The organism is Xanthomonas sp. WHRI 10204, assembly GCF_040202875.1.
Lineage (GTDB): Bacteria > Pseudomonadota > Gammaproteobacteria > Xanthomonadales > Xanthomonadaceae > Xanthomonas.
On record NZ_JBEGDW010000001.1, the window covers coordinates 726,468 to 743,480 of the forward strand.

The 17,013-nt window shown below is 59.3% G+C and carries 16 protein-coding genes and 1 pseudogene; 9 read left to right on the forward strand and 8 right to left on the reverse strand.

Annotated elements, in window-relative coordinates:
- Positions 1–62: 62 nt before the first annotated feature.
- The 3 genes and pseudogenes from ABQZ00_RS03185 to ABQZ00_RS03195 form a co-directional block, all read left to right on the forward strand.
- Positions 63–254, forward strand: a complete 192-nt coding sequence (locus tag ABQZ00_RS03185) for a hypothetical protein (RefSeq protein WP_274393327.1) — start codon at positions 63–65, stop codon at positions 252–254.
- Positions 255–437: 183 nt separating this feature from the next.
- Positions 438–1,043 (forward strand): hypothetical protein, encoded by a 606-nt coding sequence (locus ABQZ00_RS03190; protein WP_323537617.1) that lies wholly within the window; start codon positions 438–440, stop codon positions 1,041–1,043.
- A gap of 988 nt (positions 1,044–2,031) precedes the next feature.
- Positions 2,032–2,448, forward strand: a pseudogene (locus ABQZ00_RS03195) (XVIPCD domain-containing protein); the annotation flags it as partial.
- 155 nt (positions 2,449–2,603) lie between these two features.
- Here the strand turns inward: ABQZ00_RS03195 and ABQZ00_RS03200 are convergent.
- The 5 genes from ABQZ00_RS03200 to ABQZ00_RS03220 all read right to left on the reverse strand — a co-directional run bounded on the left by ABQZ00_RS03200 (position 2,604) and on the right by ABQZ00_RS03220 (position 7,289).
- Positions 2,604–3,956: a 5-methylcytosine restriction system specificity protein McrC gene (locus ABQZ00_RS03200; RefSeq protein WP_323537616.1), complete on the reverse strand. Its 1,353-nt coding sequence runs from the start codon at positions 3,954–3,956 to the stop codon at positions 2,604–2,606.
- The gene (locus ABQZ00_RS03205) at positions 3,953–4,951 is read right to left on the reverse strand and encodes an McrB family protein (protein WP_323537615.1); all 999 of its coding nucleotides are present in this window, start codon (positions 4,949–4,951) and stop codon (positions 3,953–3,955) included. Before ABQZ00_RS03205 ends, ABQZ00_RS03200 begins: the two co-directional genes overlap by 4 nt.
- Positions 4,948–5,328 carry a hypothetical protein gene (locus ABQZ00_RS03210; RefSeq protein ID WP_323537614.1) on the reverse strand — a complete coding sequence of 127 codons (381 nt, stop codon included), beginning with the start codon at positions 5,326–5,328 and terminating at the stop codon, positions 4,948–4,950. The genes ABQZ00_RS03205 and ABQZ00_RS03210 overlap by 4 nt, the downstream gene beginning before the upstream one ends.
- A gap of 121 nt (positions 5,329–5,449) precedes the next feature.
- Positions 5,450–6,589, reverse strand: coding sequence for a DNA-methyltransferase (locus ABQZ00_RS03215; RefSeq protein ID WP_323537613.1), 1,140 nt, complete (start codon positions 6,587–6,589; stop codon positions 5,450–5,452).
- A gap of 445 nt (positions 6,590–7,034) precedes the next feature.
- The gene (locus ABQZ00_RS03220; RefSeq protein WP_323537612.1) at positions 7,035–7,289 is read right to left on the reverse strand and encodes a hypothetical protein; all 255 of its coding nucleotides are present in this window, start codon (positions 7,287–7,289) and stop codon (positions 7,035–7,037) included.
- Positions 7,290–7,558: 269 nt separating this feature from the next.
- On the opposite strand from ABQZ00_RS03220, the gene ABQZ00_RS03225 reads away from it, so the two are divergent.
- The gene (locus ABQZ00_RS03225; protein ID WP_323537611.1) at positions 7,559–9,154 is read left to right on the forward strand and encodes a MobA/MobL family protein; all 1,596 of its coding nucleotides are present in this window, start codon (positions 7,559–7,561) and stop codon (positions 9,152–9,154) included.
- Between the two features lie 52 nt (positions 9,155–9,206).
- Here ABQZ00_RS03225 and ABQZ00_RS03230 read toward each other — a convergent pair whose 3' ends face one another.
- Positions 9,207–9,548: a hypothetical protein gene (locus ABQZ00_RS03230; RefSeq protein WP_323537610.1), complete on the reverse strand. Its 342-nt coding sequence runs from the start codon at positions 9,546–9,548 to the stop codon at positions 9,207–9,209.
- An 802-nt stretch (positions 9,549–10,350) separates the two neighbouring features.
- Complete coding sequence (locus tag ABQZ00_RS03235; RefSeq protein ID WP_115562730.1) at positions 10,351–10,797, reverse strand: winged helix-turn-helix transcriptional regulator; 447 nt, start codon at positions 10,795–10,797, stop codon at positions 10,351–10,353.
- Positions 10,798–10,895: 98 nt separating this feature from the next.
- On the opposite strand from ABQZ00_RS03235, the gene ABQZ00_RS03240 reads away from it, so the two are divergent.
- Positions 10,896–12,152, forward strand: a complete 1,257-nt coding sequence (locus ABQZ00_RS03240; RefSeq protein ID WP_323537910.1) for an MFS transporter — start codon at positions 10,896–10,898, stop codon at positions 12,150–12,152.
- Positions 12,153–12,341: 189 nt separating this feature from the next.
- Here ABQZ00_RS03240 and ABQZ00_RS03250 read toward each other — a convergent pair whose 3' ends face one another.
- Positions 12,342–12,746 (reverse strand): hypothetical protein, encoded by a 405-nt coding sequence (locus ABQZ00_RS03250; RefSeq protein WP_323537608.1) that lies wholly within the window; start codon positions 12,744–12,746, stop codon positions 12,342–12,344.
- 293 nt (positions 12,747–13,039) lie between these two features.
- Here ABQZ00_RS03250 and ABQZ00_RS03255 point away from each other — a divergent pair, with 293 nt between their 5' ends.
- The 4 genes from ABQZ00_RS03255 (at position 13,040) to ABQZ00_RS03270 (ending at position 16,647) form a co-directional block, all read left to right on the forward strand.
- Complete coding sequence (locus ABQZ00_RS03255) at positions 13,040–14,332, forward strand: acetamidase/formamidase family protein (RefSeq protein WP_323537607.1); 1,293 nt, start codon at positions 13,040–13,042, stop codon at positions 14,330–14,332.
- Between the two features lie 285 nt (positions 14,333–14,617).
- On the forward strand, positions 14,618–15,229 hold the full coding sequence (locus tag ABQZ00_RS03260; RefSeq protein WP_323539621.1) for an STN domain-containing protein: 612 nt from the start codon (positions 14,618–14,620) through the stop codon (positions 15,227–15,229).
- A 544-nt stretch (positions 15,230–15,773) separates the two neighbouring features.
- Entirely contained in the window at positions 15,774–16,166 is a 393-nt protein-coding gene (locus ABQZ00_RS03265; RefSeq protein ID WP_323537606.1) for a hypothetical protein, read from the forward strand.
- An 88-nt stretch (positions 16,167–16,254) separates the two neighbouring features.
- Positions 16,255–16,647 carry an H-NS histone family protein gene (locus tag ABQZ00_RS03270; RefSeq protein WP_055848856.1) on the forward strand — a complete coding sequence of 131 codons (393 nt, stop codon included), beginning with the start codon at positions 16,255–16,257 and terminating at the stop codon, positions 16,645–16,647.
- Positions 16,648–17,013: the final 366 nt, after the last annotated feature.

Sequence of the window (17,013 nt, forward strand, 5' to 3'; positions counted from 1 at the left end):
TTCACCTGCGCAGCCTGCCGACGCTAGACTGCCAAGGCAGCTGCACTTCCAAGGAGCAGGAAATGAAGGCGTTTCACGTGCGCGGGATTGTCTGGGAGACCGACGGCAAGCGTCCCGCGTTGCCGATGGAAGCCACGGTTGAGTGCGCGAGCGAAGAAGACATCGCCGATGCGCTTAGCGATACTTACGGATGGCTGGTAAGTGACTTCGCAGTCGTAGACGGTGCTGATGGTGCCGGTGATTTGAGAGCGTGATTCCATCCTGGGACGCACGCTACACCTGACGGTTAGACTCTGGTGGCAACGAAGGACATCGAGCACTCACGGAGGCTCAGCTTGCGCTTACTGATTCGCAGCATTGTGGTGCTTACCCTTTCGTTAGGAACGCTGGCCTGTGCTCAAGGACCGGCGAGTGATTACGCCTCTCAGGAGAAAACGATGGAAGGACATCCCCCCAGCGCCGCAGACGTGCGCTCCGAGCAAGACAAAGCCGCTGCTAGTGCGGACAGGGCCGCAGACGAGGCCAGCCGGCAAGCCGCTCCCAATGCTGTGGTGTCGGGCGATTACCCGCCATTGCCACAAGGCCCAGCACTAACGTCAGATGCATTGGTCGAGGCCATCGTTCGAATGGCCAAATCTTTCGAAACCAGAGCAGACATGGCCCCGATGCATGTTGCGCAAGTGTCAGGGCTTGAGGTGACGCCAGACAGTCAAGGGCGGCGAACAGGGCTCCAGGGCACACTGGGTGCGGGGCACTATGAGTTCGCTGTGTGGAAGCCTTACGCGCGTCATCCCGGCCACACCATTGAGCTCACAGTGAGGCCTTCCGAGGCTTGTGACCTGTCGTTCAAATCGCTGCATGACCCATTGGTCGCAGGAGGGTTCGGCGTGACCAAGAACGCGGTGGGCTTCAAGCCGACGGTCTACTTTGAGCGAGCGCTCGCAGACGGGCTTGGCTTGTATGTAGTCGTCAGCACGGACAAGCACGACGACCCACGTTGCGTTTCGCGGGTCAGGCTCGAAATAGAGCCGCGTGATGGCTGATCAGCGCGACATTGAACGGTTGCTCCAGAACCTGGAGCAGCAGCCGGGCCTCCCCAAAGGCGCAGTGCCTGACCTTCGAGAGGCCATCGATACATCGCCTTATTTGACTTCGGTGATGACGCAAGCCATCGACCTGGGCACCTTGCGCCGGCTGGAAGTGTCCAACCAGCAGAACGAGGGCGGGCACTACGATGACAAGACTGGCACCGTCAGCATCAATACCTCGATTTTCGAGCCGTCCATTCGTTCCGACCGCTTGGACATGTTGGCGGGAACGGTGGCGCATGAGACCGGGCATGCGCTGATGGCGCCGTCGGCGCAAGTTTCTCTGAACACTTTTGTGTTCAAGCTCGATGCCGCGCTCAAAGAGGGTATCCAATACGGCGAATCAGTCGTTGATGCCACGGGGCTGTCCAAGGAATTCATTGCATCCGCTCGGCAAAACGAAGCCTTGGCCGAGTTGGTGAGCATGAATGCCGTTGCGAGCCGAGTGGCGACGACCACGGGGCAGTTCAACCAAGCCGAATTTCTGCGTCGCGTCGAGCCGACAACCGCTTGCGTGAAAGACGGAAAGCTTGAGCCGGGCATCCACTTGGACGAGCGCGGATTTCAACGCACAGGGAACAGCATTTCCAGCCCGGCTGTGGAAGCCGTTGCCGTTTGTCACTTCGACCGAAGCGACAGCAGCATGGGGCGCCAGGGCACGTCTAACTACCCCGGCTACTATGTGGCCTACCCTGTGAGCGCGGGGGCTGCGTTGTTGAGAGAGCGTGCGGGATCCACGACCCAGGCCTTGCCGCGCCTCGGTTACGACCTCGCAGAGTTGGGCACCGATACGGCCAAGCTGGAGGGAGCCGGGCTGAGCTTGGGCGGACAGGGCAAGGCGTTCGGATTCGTCGATACCTCCCACGGTCAGCAGCGGGAAGTGGAGGTGCGCCAATTGGGCCCAGCCCAGCATCGCCCGGACATTGAGCCATCCTCGCTTCGGTCACCTTTGCAGGTGCTGGCCGACAACCCGGTGCACCCCGACCATCAGACCTATGCCCGCATCCACGACTGGGTAAAAGGCACGGGCAATTGGAACGAAGAAGAGGCCAGGAATGTCTCAGCTGCGCTTTACAAGCAGCAGGTGGACGACCCGTTGCTCAAGCGAGTGGACAGGGTCACGGGAGGATTAGGGAGCGATGGCGCTCAGAACGTCGTTGCGATCTATGCCCCGCACGGGGTGGACAAAGCGCCGCAGTTCCACGCCCACGTGGACGGTCGAGAAGCGTCTCAACAGCCGGCCCAGCAGAACCTCCAGCAGGCCGAGGTCATCAAACAGGACCAGGTGCGTCAGCAACAGATGGAGCAGACTCAGCAGCAGACAACGCAGCAGGAGCAGGGGCCGCGTATGACCGTTTAACAAATGGGCTGCAGCTCTGGGCGTGACCTACTTAAGCGTACTGAGGAACAAACTGAAGGCCAGAGGTCGCTTCGCGTGTTCATGTTGACGATCAACGCTAGGGTCAATTGATAAAGGCCTGGGAGGGATTCCGAAGTGAACGCCTGAGATTAAGGTTATGTGAGTAGGTGCGGAGCGACGCGTTCCATAAGCTGTTTAACGGCCCTATCAAGCTCTCCGGATAGATCGGCCGTATCAAGATCTATTGCTAAGACCGAAATATTGACCTTTCCAACCCTCCCAATCGAGACTAGCGATGGACTGTCATGTGGCCGCTGTGGAACGGCAATGATTGCGTGGCGGGCCCTGTAGACAGCTGCATACGTAACGACCTGTTCCACATCGGATCGTTCTGGCACCTTTCCGCTATAGGGACGGTATTTTACGTCCATTACTACAAGCGTATTTTTACCTTGCGTGATAAGGATATCGGGCTTGACCTCAATATTTCGCGCCTCTGATAGCTTTGCATTCTGGTAAAGCTTTCGCTGATGCCCATCGTCGTCATTGATGTTCCCATCAAAAACGCCTAAGCCATACACAGTAAGTAGTTCGGTAACGCGCGATCTAAGGAAGCACTCGAAGGCGTCTTCTAGGTTGACCACCACTGGGGTCAAACGAAGCGCACCGCGTTCCGTGGGATCAATTCCAACTCCAGAAAAAATGGCCATGGCCAGGGTCGAGGCTTCGGCATAGTCTGGCCGGCTGGCCGCCTTTTTACTCATCGGCGCCAACGCAATCTCTCTTAGTCTTCGGTCGTTAATTTGAACGCGGGAAAAGATTGTTTTTGCTTCTGCGAGTGCGGAGCACATGGCCGGACCGCCTTTAGTTCTGCCCAGGGCTCGGTAGGCCAAGTAGAGATGGGAGAGCGTTGCGAGCAAAACACGGTTGGCAGTCGTGTCAACGGTCCGTTTCCAAGCATGGGATACGGATTGCATAGGGTTGTTAGTGACCATCTGCCGAAGACGGGTCTGGATTGGCATCGGCGTGCCAGTCAAAGTTGTGCCGACAGAAGTCTCAGGCACGAATTCGAAGTCCAGCCCATTCAAACGAATGAGCTTGGATAGGTAGATTAGCCTTCCAGCAAGTAAGTCAGTCAAGTTGCTCGGTCGAAGCTCTCCTTGGCCATATCCGTAGTAGCCGAGCGGGATAGTGCGCTGCTTCCCAAAGGAAACATGCGACAACAACTCGTTCATTACGCTGATGGGGACGCGGGGTCGGACTTGGATGGCCACGTGTTCGTTGAGAGGAATGAAGCCGACCCAAGAAGTCGCGCGCAGCTTGATTCGCCCAGCATCGAGTGAGATTGCTAGATAGCCGGCCTTTTCGACGGCTGGGTCAAGAAAGAGCTTATCTCCCTTAAAAATCCGGTCTGCCTCGATTCGGATTTCGCCGTGCTCTAAGACCTCATAGACCTCCGCACCCAGAGATAAGTGCTGGACGTTAGGACTCAAAGAGGTGACGTTCATTCTTGGCCGTTATTCGACACAGGTTGGTCAGCAGGCCTTGGTGCAGGTGGGTTCTCCTTGCGTGCCTGCCAAGCTCTTTCAATTCGCGTGGCCTCCTGAGCATCGAGGCGAGTGACCCGTCGGATGTGGGGCCATATTTGGAAATCCCATAGCCGGTCCAAAGATGCTCTATCCCTCACGCGAGAGAAATAGGCGTGGCCCACATGGATCATTTTGTTGCTTGACCCTTGGAGTATATCGAATAACTGTCGGCAAAGGAATTTTGTCTCTGTGTCTGCGCCGTTGCTATCGAGGATGCCTAACAGTTCATTTGCGCTGGGCGGCACTTCGATGTGAGCAAAACGACGCTCTAATGCTATGTCGAGTTCGTCCACCGATACATCCCAAGGATTCATTGTCGCTATGATGAACAGGTTTCTGGGGATTTCCGCAACTTGACCCGAGGCGAGGTAGAACGGCCTGTCACGTAGCGACATTTCAAGATACGTCAGTGCCTCCCCGAGAACCCTAGGGACGTCCGCGCGACTAATCTCATCAATTACGAGGACGTGGTTGTGTTCTACGTCCTTCTTGGCGTTTTTCGCGATCGCGAGCAAGTGCCTGTCGGTTCGCTTGAAGCCGCCGGTTCCGTCCGGCTCCCACCCCTGCACGAAGTCCTCGTATTGATAGCCGGTGTGAAACTGGACGGTTCTAATGCGATCTTGCGACCCTGCAATACGTGCAGCGATCTTCTGGGCATACCAGCTTTTACCCGTCCCTGGCGGTCCACTCAGGATTACTCCGCCATATCCGTCCATCTTGGCCTCGATAACGGATATCCAAAGTGGGTGTTCTTCCGTGATAGCTTCTACAACCATTTCGGGGGCGGCATAAGGCTGCTCGCCAGAAGAAGGCGCAGTCGAATCTTCTTGCATGGGTATACCGAGGTCTTGCCTGCTGCGGCGTTCTTCTGGTTCGACGGCTTTTTTTAAGCCTGGCGGGCGCATGGTACTCATTCGAACAGCTCCCCACCGAAGGTGAAACGGGCAGAGTAGGCTTCCGCTATCTCGGTTTGAGAGAGGCCAAAATCCACCTTCACGAGGCGTCTTATTCCCGCACTGCTGGCTACTGACGGATCTATGAGGAAGTCCCTGTAAAGAAAAACCCCAAGTGCCACGAGCGAAATGCGCTGGTCGTTCAACAGGTGCTTAAAAGCAAGGCTTGAATGCTGTGTCTTCAAGCTGAGCGTTATCGGATTGCTGCCCTGGTCGAAAGAAATAACTTTCATGAGCGGGGCTACGCCCCGTAACGAGCTTGGGGCATATGAACCAGCTACGTTACGGTTGTTTGTTGGGCCGCCAAAAGGCTTGATGTAAGGAACTTCTTCCGACATGCCGTTGGCACGTAGGTAGCGGTCGAAAAAGCTCTTGAAGTTGACTCGCAGTTCCGTGGTAGTTCCAGCCGTTTGCGCCGCCTCGCGAATAGCTAGATATCCTAGGAAATGCGTGTGTGCCTCACTTCCCTCCAGCTGCTCCCACGCGGCGCGAACCGCGTCCCTTCTCAGCCTCATTGTCGGTGCCACTGTCGCTCCATACGGCTCGATCCGTTAATGGAGCAAAGTCTACACCGATCGCCGATCGCTGCAGGCGCTTGGCAACGCGTAGCGTGGTTCCAGTTCCTTTAAAAGGATCAAGAACTACTCCCGGGCGGAACCCTGCATTACATCCGCAATCTGTCCAGCCTGTGGTCCGCTTCTTAGCAAAGGTAAACTCCCGGAAATATCCCCCCAATGCGAGCTTTGCTTCTGCTGCCAAGATTTGGACACGAGCGGCGTTTCGGCCCGTCCCCGTCTGAACTTTGAGTGCTTTCCCTGCGTCCGATATGCCAGTAGCTTGGATCGCTGCAATGTGAGCGTCGGTCAGTTGGTGCTTCTTGGCTAGTTCCATCGCTCTCACAGCTTGAGGTCGGGTGGGGTCAAGTTCAGCCGTTCTAGTAATGATGCGCTCCCTCGGCTTTCCGCAGGCGTTGCAGACCATGAGGGGGCAAGCAAGGGTTAAGGCCCTCTCGACCAATTCTTCGGGAAAGGGCGCAAGATGACTGCCCATGCTCCGCTGGAGGGCTATGTTCCACACGTCCCCGGGCGTGCTCCCATTTCCAAACTGTTCGGAGTATGCGAAGGTATCGTAGTAATAATCAGAATCCCTGGTGAAGTGCAGGATGTATTCATGCCGGTTTGCCAGTCGGTTCTTGGCTGGCTCTGGCATGCCGCCTTCCTTCGCCCAAATGATCCGGTTTCGGAGGACCCAGCCGTCGTCAGCGGCTGCGGCTTCAACCCGGCCGGGGACACCTGCCAGCGACTTGTTGTGATAAGTGTCGCCGAGATTCACGAATACGGAACCGTGGGGCGTCAGAAGGCGTCGCCACTCTCGCATACAGTCAACAATGGTAGAGGCGAACTCCTTGGGAGTCGGCTCTTGGCCGATCTGGCCAACAAAGCTGTAGTCGCGCTTCTTCCAATACGGAGGGGAGGTGACGACCACATCTGCTGTGGCAGACTCGAGAGGAATTTCCCGGGCATCCGCGTGAATCTCATGGTAGCTAGGCAAGCTAACGCCTTGCTTGCTGACGGCCCCGGATTTTGTTTTGACTGCCATAGATGTCTCTAACGATGAAATACGAGATCGAAGTCCGTTGAGGCCGTCTTCGGTCCTTGGGCCCGAGCAATTGACTGCCATCCTGCACAAGAGAGGCTCAGTGCACCTACGTCCCATTTGTAGCACAGTGTTTCGACGTCGTCGAGCCCTTTGTAACCATGCCAAATCAAGGTCTCTGGAGATGAGATTGAGTCATCTGAGGAGTCACTCCGGCTTGGGCGCGGCAGGCTATCATCTGGCCGCCGTTGCGCAAGTGCTCTGCTGTTCATGGGGACTCTTGCGGCTTTGCGAGCGGTTGCGTGAAGGCTCTCAGACCTGGCTTCAGACCGGTGCTCAGGCAGCCCTATCCCAAAGCAAGAGCGTCCAACAGGAGCAAGGGCCGTGGATGACGATGGGTGGTCCTTAAGAGCGCCCGCCGCTGAAGCTTGCCTAATGGGATATGGAGTCAGTGGAGCGAGACCCCCCGGCCCTTCATATGGCTGATAAGCAAAGCCTTAAGCTCCGCTTCCTCCCGCATGTGCGCGCCGGTTGAAATGACGAGGTCCGCAACGCGCCGCCGTCGTTTCATCTCCTCACGCCTTGCGGTTTCCTTGGTTTTCGCTTCGCGCCGCTGGTTGGCTAAAAGCTCCTTCGCTTGCAGCTGGGCCAGCCGTTCCGTGGCCCGAGCGATGCGGTCGTGGTAGTGGCTGGTGGTAGTCATGCGTTTCTCAGGTGGTCTAGTCCTTGATTCAATCACGGAAAAGCACATCGTCAAGTTTCGAGCAGCTTCGAAAAAATCGGAGCACTCAAAAGTCGTTCGACGCTGAAAAACATGGCGTAAAAGAAAGAAGCAAGAGCGCACCTAGGTGTCACATGGTGACACGTGCGCAAAGGGCTTCGCCCCTTGAACCCCAAGCGCCGGGGGCGCTTGCGGAAATCCAAAGCCGAGGCATAAACCAAGCAACCCCACTGCTTCGGAATCGCCGCCTCATGGCCATTTACCACGCCAACGTCAAAACCTTCAGCCGAGCCAAAGGGCATTCATCCATCGCAGCGGCGGCCTACCGCGCGGGCCTGCTGCTCGAGGACGCGCTCACCGGTCTGCGCCACGACTACCGCCGTCGGGACGGCGTGGTCGAAACGCGCTGCATCGCCCCCGAGGACGCGCCTGACTGGGCCCTGGTCCCCGCCCAGCTCTGGCCGGCTGCAGAAGCTGCCGAGCGTCGCAAAGATTCGACGGTTGCCCGGGAGTTCGAGTTTGCGTTGCCCCACGAACTCGATGACCTCCAGCGGTCCGACCTGGCCGTGGAAGTCACCCGTGCGCTCGTCGGGCGCTACGGGTTCGCGGCCCAAGCCAGCATCCACAGCCCAGGCAGCAAGGACGGCTTGAACTGGCATGTCCACGTCCTGGCAACGACTCGGCGCATGGGGCCAGACGGTCTCACAGACAAAACCAAGGAACTGGATGGCGGGCCGTCGGGACGTGTCGAGGTGCAGTGGGTGCGCGAACTGATTGCCTCCACCATCAACGCCCACCTCGAGAAGGCGGCGCTTGAGATTCGGGTGGACCACCGCAGCTTGGAAGCACAGGCAAGTGACGCCTTGGCGCGTGGCGACCTGGTCGCGGCTGCCGTGCTCTCCCGCGAACCTACTAAGCACGTCGGCAAGAACGGCACCGCGCTGGCCCGGCGGGGCCAGCCGTCGGAGCGTTCAGACGAGAACCGTCGAATCGAGGAGACCAACGAGGAGACCTTCCAAAAGCTCATCGCCGTGTTTGAGCAGGAAGGGCGCGCCATGCCGGTGCCCGACGGTCACAACCAGGCCCAGGCCGAGCGCGAGTCTCGCCGCCCTTCTGATGGGCTGTCCTTGTCGCTCGGGCGCGGGGCAGGGCACATCGAGGTATCCCGCAGCATGGCGACCATTGCCCGTGGGCTGGGACTGATGGAGGCCGAGGAGGCCAAGCCGTCGCGCGAGCCACGTTCGGTCTCCGAGCTCGCGGAGGAGGCCAATGACGAATGGGGAGTAGCTGCTCAAGCGGCTCCCCATTTGGCTCAGACGCTCCAGGCCACGCTGACCTTGCTTCAGTGGATCAGGGAACGGGCTACTGCCTTCGCCGAAACAGCGCAGCTCCGTCCCGACCTCAATGAGTTGCTCCGTCGACTGCGGCGCTTCAAGGCCGCCGCCATGAAGTTTGCCCGGCGGCTATTGGCGGTGCGGCGAGCGGAGAAGCTGCACCACATGGCCGAGAACTCATGGCACGACTTCCTAGCGAACAATCCCGAGCCCGGCCCATCGTGGATGCAGGGGGAGTGGACGCAGCGGCGTGGGCGTCGGTTGAGCACCCTCGAGGCTCGAGCCGGAGAGCTGGCCGATGCAAGTTCTCGGGTGACCCCGGAGGAACAAGCCCTCTGCGAGAAAGAGGCGTCGGCCAGCGCGGCGCACCTGGAGGTGTGGAGCCGAGACATGCTCCAGCGCTATCCCGTGGAACTCGACATGGCGATTGAACCCGATCAGCCCCGTCCAAGCCCTCTCATCTCCGTCCCTCCTGCGCCTGTCTACGTTCCCAAACCGCCGCGCCTCCACTGAAACCAAAGAGCCCCGCACTGCGGGGCTCAATGTTTGCGGGCGCTTGGCCGGCTCAGTGGAGGGTCGGGCGCTTCTTGCTGCGCATTGGATCCAGCTGGGAGTCTTTGGGCGTCCGGCCTGCGCGCCATTCGTCTATCGATGGGAGCTCCCGAACGATGACGGCCTCCCGGGTGCGCACAGCCTGGGATGGCTGGGGCGGGGCATGCTCCAAGGATTGGGCGGCGGCGCTCCCACTTGGTGGCTTCTTCTGGCTGTAGACGATCAGTTCGCCGGCGGACACCCAGGCATTGCAAACATTTTTTTGGCGCACCAGTGGCTCGTCGGAGAGGGTCTGGCTCATCAGCCCGGCGAGCAAGTGGCCGGCGATCTCAAGTTGTTGGGGGTTGGTGGTCATGAAAACTCCTGCGTGTGGGGAAGTCCTCATCCAACCAACAATTCTCAGCTAAGCAAGAGCTCGCTTCGGGCCCCACTTCACAAATTTGAATACGAGGCAAAATTTCAGTTTTGGTATGCCCAATGTTGATAGGTGGAGTCCCATCGCTCTCCTGGTCAGCCGGAAAATAGTGGGCTCTGCCTTGCTGGAGGAAATGCGCCAATCAGGCTTGGGAGGCCGAACGGCTACCATCCCGCCGGAACCTGTCCGATCTCCAAGCTGTCCAAGGTTCGCGGGCACAGGGCCTTGAAGCGCTGCCGTTCGCTTGGCTATGATCGGGTATCACGCGGGGTATCATTTTTGGATCACCCCACTCCGGGATAAGCTAGGAAAATCAATTGGTTGGCGTGGGAGGATTCTGTTCCCTTCGCCCGCTCCAACTGCTTCCGCCAAGTCTCTAAGTGCCTGACTGGGTTGGATACTTCGGCCGATTGATGATTCCGGGCGATGCCCCTCAAGGTATCAACCTTGCCCAAGCCTCTGATGATCGCGCTCGGCCGGTCCGTATGCGCGTTTCTTTATTCCTACCGATCTTCGAGCCCTGATTGGCTCGCGCTATCTTGTCCGCCCGTTGGGAAGCCATCGCGGGCGCAAGCGCCCCGTATAGATGACTGCCGAACGAGCAATCGTGCTTCCAGGCGCGATGATTGGCGCTTGAACGTGACATTTAAAAAGCCCTGCAAAGCTTGGCTTTTTAACGTCGGATACATGGGGCGAATATTTCATCTTCATCGAAGAAATTTTTGGCAATCAAAATTCTTCCTCAGATTATTTTACGAACCTGGGTAGAAACAGGCAGCAGCGTAGAGCCGTCTTTTGCCTGGAGCGTCATGCGTGGGACCTTCTTGCCCGTGCGCTTGTCGATCAGCACCGAATGACGTTCGCCTTGCTCAAACAGGTGGTCTTCGCCCCACTGTCGCAATGCCACCACGACGGGGAACAGGTTTTCTCCCTGTGCTGTTAGCACGTATTGCTGATAAGCCGTGCCGTCAGATGCATCCTGCATTTCAAGGATGCCCGCATCGACCAGCTTGCGCAGCCGATCAGACAGGATGTTGCGGGCCGCACCCAAGCTGCGCTGGAAATCGCCGAAGCGGCAAACACCATCGAAGGCGTCGCGCACGATCAGTAGCGCCCATCGGTCTCCGATGAGATCAACCGAACGCGCAACCGGGCAGTGCTCGTCACCAAAGCGTTTTCGGGGTGGCATAGCGTCTCCGCGGCCGGTCAATAGTGGATCAATCAAGTTGCACTTTAAAACCGGATTGCCTAGCATTCAAGCAGTCTTGATTTGCAACTGGATTGAATGTGGCCGAAACCACGGGGATTTCTTCTGCATCACCGCTACCGTCACTTGGTTGTTCGACGGTTCCTTCTGCGAACATGCCCCGGCACTTGGTTTGGCTGTTTGCTGTCGCAAGCGGACTGAGCGTGGCAAATGTCTATTACGCTCAGCCGCTGCTTGACGCGCTGGCCAGAGATTTTGGCATCAGCTATGCGGCGATTGGCGGGGTCATTACAGCCACTCAAATCGGTTGTGCGCTGGCATTGTTGCTGCTGGTGCCGCTAGGCGACTTGGTGAACCGTCGTCGCCTGATGTCGATGCAGCTCCTGGCGCTGGTGATCGCACTTGCCGTTGTGAGCATGGCGCGATCTGCGCCTGCACTGCTGGTAGGCATGCTCGTCGTAGGCTTATTGGGCACAGCGATGACGCAGGGACTGATTGCCTATGCGGCCACTGCCGCCGCGCCCCATGAGCGGGGCCGCGTGGTCGGCGCAGCGCAAGGCGGTGTGTTCATTGGCCTGTTGTTGGCGCGGGTGTTTGCCGGTGGTGTAAGCGATTTGGCCGGCTGGCGCGGGATGTATTTCTGCGCTGCTTTGCTGATGGTTGCGATTGCACTTCCGTTGTGGCGGTCGCTGCCAGTTTTGCCGTCGACGTCCCAGACGATAACGTACCCGCGTTTGATCGCTTCGATGCTGACGCTGCTGCGTCGGGAAAAGATCTTGCACGTGCGCGGCATGCTGGTGCTGTTGATGTTCGCCGCATTCAACATCTTCTGGAGTGCGCTGGTGCTGCCGTTGAGCATGCCGCCTTACCGCTTTTCCCATACTGTCATCGGTGCATTCGGTCTGGTTGGTGTGGCAGGTGCCTTGGTCGCTACGCGCGCTGGACAATGGGCGGACCAGGGCCATGCGCAACGCACCAGTGCAGTAGCGCTCACAGTGCTGCTGCTGGCTTGGTGGCCTCTGTCGCTGATGGAGTGGTCATTGTGGGCGCTGGTCATTGGCATCGTGCTGCTCGACATGGGCGGGCAAGCGCTACATGTCACGAACCAAAGCTTGATCTTCCGCACCAGGCCTGAGGCGCACAGTCGGTTGGTTGGCCTCTACATGCTGTTCTATGCCGTCGGTAGCGGACTGGGTGCAATCGGCGCGACGGTCACCTATGCCCGAGCAGGTTGGCAGGGTGTGTGCGTGCTAGGCGCGGCAGTCAGTCTTTTTGCACTGCTGTTCTGGTGGGCGACAAGGCGGGGCGATACCAACATTGCGGGCGTCGAGTCCTGATCGGGGCCATTTCTCGCGCACGTTCGCGGGCATGGCGCAGCGCATTGAATCGGGAGCACGCATGTCGAAAGATGCTGAGTTCGCCGGACGATGTCTCGACGTGATCTTGGCTTGGCACGGACTCACCAGCACTGACAAACCAAGCTAAAAGCGAAAACGTCAAAGGCGCTGACAGTTGAACACGCTTGTCTAACGGCCGCCCTGAAATTTGAATGTGAAACGAGCACCGGATGCTGGGACGGCCTTCCCACTGATGGGCACAGGCGTTGCGTCCACCAGCGTCAACATGCCATCGGCCACAGGGACCGAAATACCCAACGTAAGGTCGACTTGGGTGGACCAGCCGCCGCCAAACACGGTCGCCCTGACAATCATCCGTCCAGCGTGGATGCATTGAACGTTGGCAGGGCAACGGCTGTCCTCAATGACGCGGTCTGGGCGCACCTTGGGGCCGTCGACGGCTGCAATCTCTCCCAGCCGCACAGGCCCTTCAACGGGGTGGCTGGTGCCGGCGCCGGACGCCATGCACCCAGTAAGTGAGAGGACAAGCAGTGGTGCAAACGTCAAAGCGCGGAGGGGGCGACTATGTTTCATGGCGATGTTCCTGCTCACGTGGCTTGGAGACGAAGACGCCTGCCCTGGATCGTCATCTGCGGGGTAGGGCAATAGAACTCCACTTAGCGCGCCGCTCGGAATCAGGAGGGGCATTGCATGCGTGGAGTGCTTGAACTCATCGTCCGCCAGGCGTGTTCAATGTTGCAAGCTGCGCGTTGACCTCAATGGTTTGGTCGCTTTGCAGGGTGCCCAAGTTCAGGGACACGTTGTTATCGAGTTACCAGGCACGGTGTCCGCTAGTATCGCGATGTCTCGTCCACTGAAAACATCTCATGCCGATCTCCCGTCTTACCGCTGTGTTCCTCGCCGCATCGACCGCTGCGATAGCGGGCACGACGCACGCAGAGACGTGGATCGTCCGCACCGATCTGTGGGGAAATCCCGTGTTTTCGACCCTGTCGATCGATCGAACGGGCAACCGGATCAGCGGCGACCTGGACGGCGATACGATCGACGGTGGCGCTAGCGGCGATCGATTGACGCTGACTGCGACCGATCGTCAGCAGCGCACGTCGCGCTACGTCCTGCGCCTCAAGGGCAAGGAGCTGACCGGCACGACGGAGGGGCCGGACACGAACGATCCCGCCGCGCGCGCCACCCATGCGGTGACGGGCTGGCGTGTGCCCGAGCGCGATGGCGGACCGCGCACGGTGGAGTTCAGCCCGACCGACTATTCCAACACGTGGAATGCTGATCGCGAACCGGTGCTGATCGTCTGGCCGGGGGATACGATCCACACGACGACGGTCGATTCCGGCGGAGTCGACGCGCAGGGCAAAACCAGGGCGCTGTTCGGCAATCCGCAGACCGGCCCGTTCTTCGTCGCAGGCGCACAGCCCGGCGATACGCTGGCGGTGCATATCCGCCGCCTGAAGCTCAATCGCGACTGGGCCGACAGCCTCGACTCGATCGTTGGGCGTGCGCTCGGTGCAGCGTTGGTGCCGGAAGCCGCCGCCCTCGGTAAGCCGGTCAAGTGGCGGCTAGACCGCGAGACGGGGCGAGCACGTCCTGAAAACGCGGCCGGCCCGCTCGCCGGCTACTCGGTGCCGGTGAAGCCGATGCTCGGCGGCATGGCGGTCGCGCCGGGCTTCGGAATGCCGGCAATCTCCACCGGGGACACCGGACGCTTCGGAGGGAATATGGACTTCAACGAAGTGGTGGAAGGCAACACCGTCTACCTGCCCGTGCAGCAACCCGGCGCGCTGCTCTATTTCGGCGACGCCCACGCGCTTCAGGGTGACGGCGAGACGACGCAATATGCGCTGGAAACGTCGATGGACGTGACTGTCACTGTTGACCTTATCAAGGGACGCAGCGTGTCGATGCCGCGGGTCGAGTCGCCAACCCAGATCATGGTGCTGGGTCAGGCAGGATCGCTCGACGAGGCGCTGAAGTCCGCTAGTACCGGCATGGTCCAGTGGCTCCAGCAGGATTACGGGCTGACGCTCTCGCAGAGCGCGCAGGTGCTGGGCACAGCGATGCACTACAGCATCCCCAACCTGGCCGGCCGCAGCGTGGGAGTAGCGGCAAAGATCGACAAGGCCCTGTTGCCGGCCAAACCATGAACCGATGGGGCAGGGTGGAGTTCCGTCCCCACTGAACACACTCATCTGAGATGGCCGCGCTGCGCTGTTAATTGCGCTGCCCGTTGTGCGTATCGGGGCCTCGCAACGTCATCGCGCACGGGCCGCGGCATGCATGTGGTTCGGTTTAGTTGCGACAGCGCAGGCCGACGGCGTCGTTGCATTTCAGGATGTGCTGATGGAGACCGTCAGATAGGTGCTCGGCACTATTCCGATGCCTTGATGCGGACGCCTTGGCGATAAGGGCGCCGCCCGACGCCGATTTCAGTGCCGTTCGGGATCGGCGGTCTAGCGTTCGTAGCGCACGGATGTCCGTGTATTCCGGATGCTGTCATGTCTGTCGCACGCAATCGTTTGCCTTCGATCATCGTTGCATTGGGTGCCATCATTTGTGCGGCGCCGGTATTTGCGGCCTGCCAGCCCGGGCCGTTTGCTGTCTCGCTGCCTGCGCAGCGGCTCGACGAGCGTTTGCAGGAGTTGGCCCACGTCACCGGATGCGCGGTGGAAGTGGATCCGTCACTGTTGCAAGGCAAGCGTGCCGCTGGACTGACCGGGTCCTTGACCGCCGATCAGGCCTTCATTGAATCGGTGCGTGGCAGCGGCCTCGAAGCCGGGCCGGCCGATGACCATTGGCGGGTCAATCAGGCGCAGCAACTGTATTTTGCCGAGCGGGTGGAGACCTTGCGCAGCGCGATTGCGGATGCACGCAAGAGCAAGTCGATGACGCCCGTGCGCGCAAAAAAACTGACGGCGTACCTGTCGAAGATTGCTGCGGACGTTCCCAAGCTTGTACGCGAGCAAGGCTTTCTCAGTGCGGCAGAGCGGGCCTCGTATGGGCGCATGCTGAAGGATGTGGAGCAATCGTTAGAGAAGGTGTGAAAAACTTACGGCGTGGCGAGTGAAATGAAGCTTTGCTGGATCCAGGCGCTCACCCTGCTGAAAATCAACCATTTCCGCTTAGTCACGGTGGCCTAGGTTGTTGGTCGAACAAGCATTGAAGAGTTGTTCAGAGGTTCCATAGTGCGGTGATTCATTGCAACGGTGAGGCGTGATGTTGCGGCTTTCGTCAGGCCGATTCACCGAGTTTTTGATTCAGGGATGGGTGAGGCCTATTGCAGGCGCAGCCGCAGCCTCTTACAGCACGATGGCGGATCTAGCCCGATTTCAAGATGGGTGGCGATCGGTTCGGCGCACCCCGATGGGGCCTTTTCAACTTGTGTCGTAGGCGTGCGGCGCTGCGGGCGATCCCAGGCAGTTCTTTCCTATCGCTTCGATATGTGGTGTCAATGACATCGATTGCAGGCTTGCAATCGATACAAAAAGTGCGCCACAGCTTCGTCTTTTTCTTCCGCAGGGTCAGGAACCTCCTGATTGAGAACGCGTCCCATGACGACCATAGTGACTGCATCATTGAGCGGACACCATGACGACTACTCACTCCCAGCTGGTTGGTGCGTTGATAAAAGGCATGCGTCGCGCCGAATCTGCGCGTGTCGCCTCGATTGCCTATCGCACCGGGGGGGCGGATCAGACGCATGTGTGTGGCACGCCGGACGATGCCAGCAAGGTGATTGAGATGTTCAAGCTCGATGCCGACCAGGTCCGCCAGATCGGACTGGTTGGGGTCGAGGAGCTGGGCGAGGCGGTCTGTCACGCGTGGTCGATCAACGCCGGGCAGCTAGACCGGGTGGTGCAGTGGTTCACCGCCCCCAGGGTGGAGTTTGTCGGAAAACACTGCAGCGAGCTGATCCGGGCAGGCCGCATTGGGCCGGTGCTGACCATGGCCCGGGAGCACGCCTTGCTGCGTCATCGCTGAGCGCCAGCAGACCCGGTGTGGGCTGGGCGCTTTACGCTAGACGGCGTAGGGGCAATACTCGCTGACCCGTCCAACCTTAGTTTCGTCAATGCGCCAGGTTCCGCCCGCTTCACCCTCTGCCGCCGCCAAAGCCCAATTGCTGGAAGAACTGCGCAAGCTTGAGCAGGAAGAGGCGCAGCTCAAATATGCCCAGACCCTGGAAGCCTTTGACCAGGTCGTCGAGGTGCTGACCCAGTTCGGCGGCCGATTCAACGCAAAGCAGAAATCCCAGATCGCCTCGCTTGCCATGACCGGCAAGTCCAAGGGGCCGCTGTCGTCCACTGGCGAGGTGGTGGCCAAATACTGGATTCCGCATTCTGGTGAGACCTGGTCCGGCCGTGGCCGCACGCCGCGTGTCTTCAAGGCCTGGGAAGGCACCAGTTCCTACAAGGAATGGAAGTCCAAGCATCCGGACAAGCGTTTCCCGCTCTATCCGGGGTGAGTTTTTCGCGGATTTGGCGTTCTTGTGGCGTTCTCAATGCGAGCCGCGTCGGTTAGCTGCGTGCTTACCTACTCGATGCGTGCAGTGTTTCGCTGTGCGCGACCGCCGATTCGGCCTTTCGTTTGATCGGTTGCAGTGAATGTGTGAGTTGACCGGCTTGCGGTAAGCATCGCTGTGCGCGCGAGCGGGTGACGCAATCAGAATGTCAGCGAACGTTGGCCGGTAGTGAGACGGCGCGTTCGATGTATCGATCGCTAAGCGCCAATCACCGCGTGGGTCATGCGCTGCAGATCGCCGTGCTGATCGCCCGAGATCTGCAGGCTGCTGCGGAAATACCCGGATTCAGACAAGACACGGCATCGCCGA

Coding starts and splice junctions, on each gene's coding strand:
- ABQZ00_RS03270 (WP_055848856.1), top strand. CDS start 16,255: ATGCGCCAGGTTCCGCCCGCTTCACCCTCTGCCGCCGCCAAAGCCCAA.
- ABQZ00_RS03250 (WP_323537608.1), bottom strand. CDS start 12,746: ATGAAACATAGTCGCCCCCTCCGCGCTTTGACGTTTGCACCACTGCTT.
- ABQZ00_RS03230 (WP_323537610.1), bottom strand. CDS start 9,548: ATGACCACCAACCCCCAACAACTTGAGATCGCCGGCCACTTGCTCGCC.
- ABQZ00_RS03190 (WP_323537617.1), top strand. CDS start 438: ATGGAAGGACATCCCCCCAGCGCCGCAGACGTGCGCTCCGAGCAAGAC.
- ABQZ00_RS03220 (WP_323537612.1), bottom strand. CDS start 7,289: ATGACTACCACCAGCCACTACCACGACCGCATCGCTCGGGCCACGGAA.
- ABQZ00_RS03265 (WP_323537606.1), top strand. CDS start 15,774: ATGACGACTACTCACTCCCAGCTGGTTGGTGCGTTGATAAAAGGCATG.
- ABQZ00_RS03205 (WP_323537615.1), bottom strand. CDS start 4,951: ATGAGTACCATGCGCCCGCCAGGCTTAAAAAAAGCCGTCGAACCAGAA.
- ABQZ00_RS03185 (WP_274393327.1), top strand. CDS start 63: ATGAAGGCGTTTCACGTGCGCGGGATTGTCTGGGAGACCGACGGCAAG.
- ABQZ00_RS03225 (WP_323537611.1), top strand. CDS start 7,559: ATGGCCATTTACCACGCCAACGTCAAAACCTTCAGCCGAGCCAAAGGG.
- ABQZ00_RS03255 (WP_323537607.1), top strand. CDS start 13,040: ATGCCGATCTCCCGTCTTACCGCTGTGTTCCTCGCCGCATCGACCGCT.
- ABQZ00_RS03200 (WP_323537616.1), bottom strand. CDS start 3,956: ATGAACGTCACCTCTTTGAGTCCTAACGTCCAGCACTTATCTCTGGGT.
- ABQZ00_RS03215 (WP_323537613.1), bottom strand. CDS start 6,589: ATGGCAGTCAAAACAAAATCCGGGGCCGTCAGCAAGCAAGGCGTTAGC.
- ABQZ00_RS03235 (WP_115562730.1), bottom strand. CDS start 10,797: ATGCCACCCCGAAAACGCTTTGGTGACGAGCACTGCCCGGTTGCGCGT.
- ABQZ00_RS03210 (WP_323537614.1), bottom strand. CDS start 5,328: ATGTCGGAAGAAGTTCCTTACATCAAGCCTTTTGGCGGCCCAACAAAC.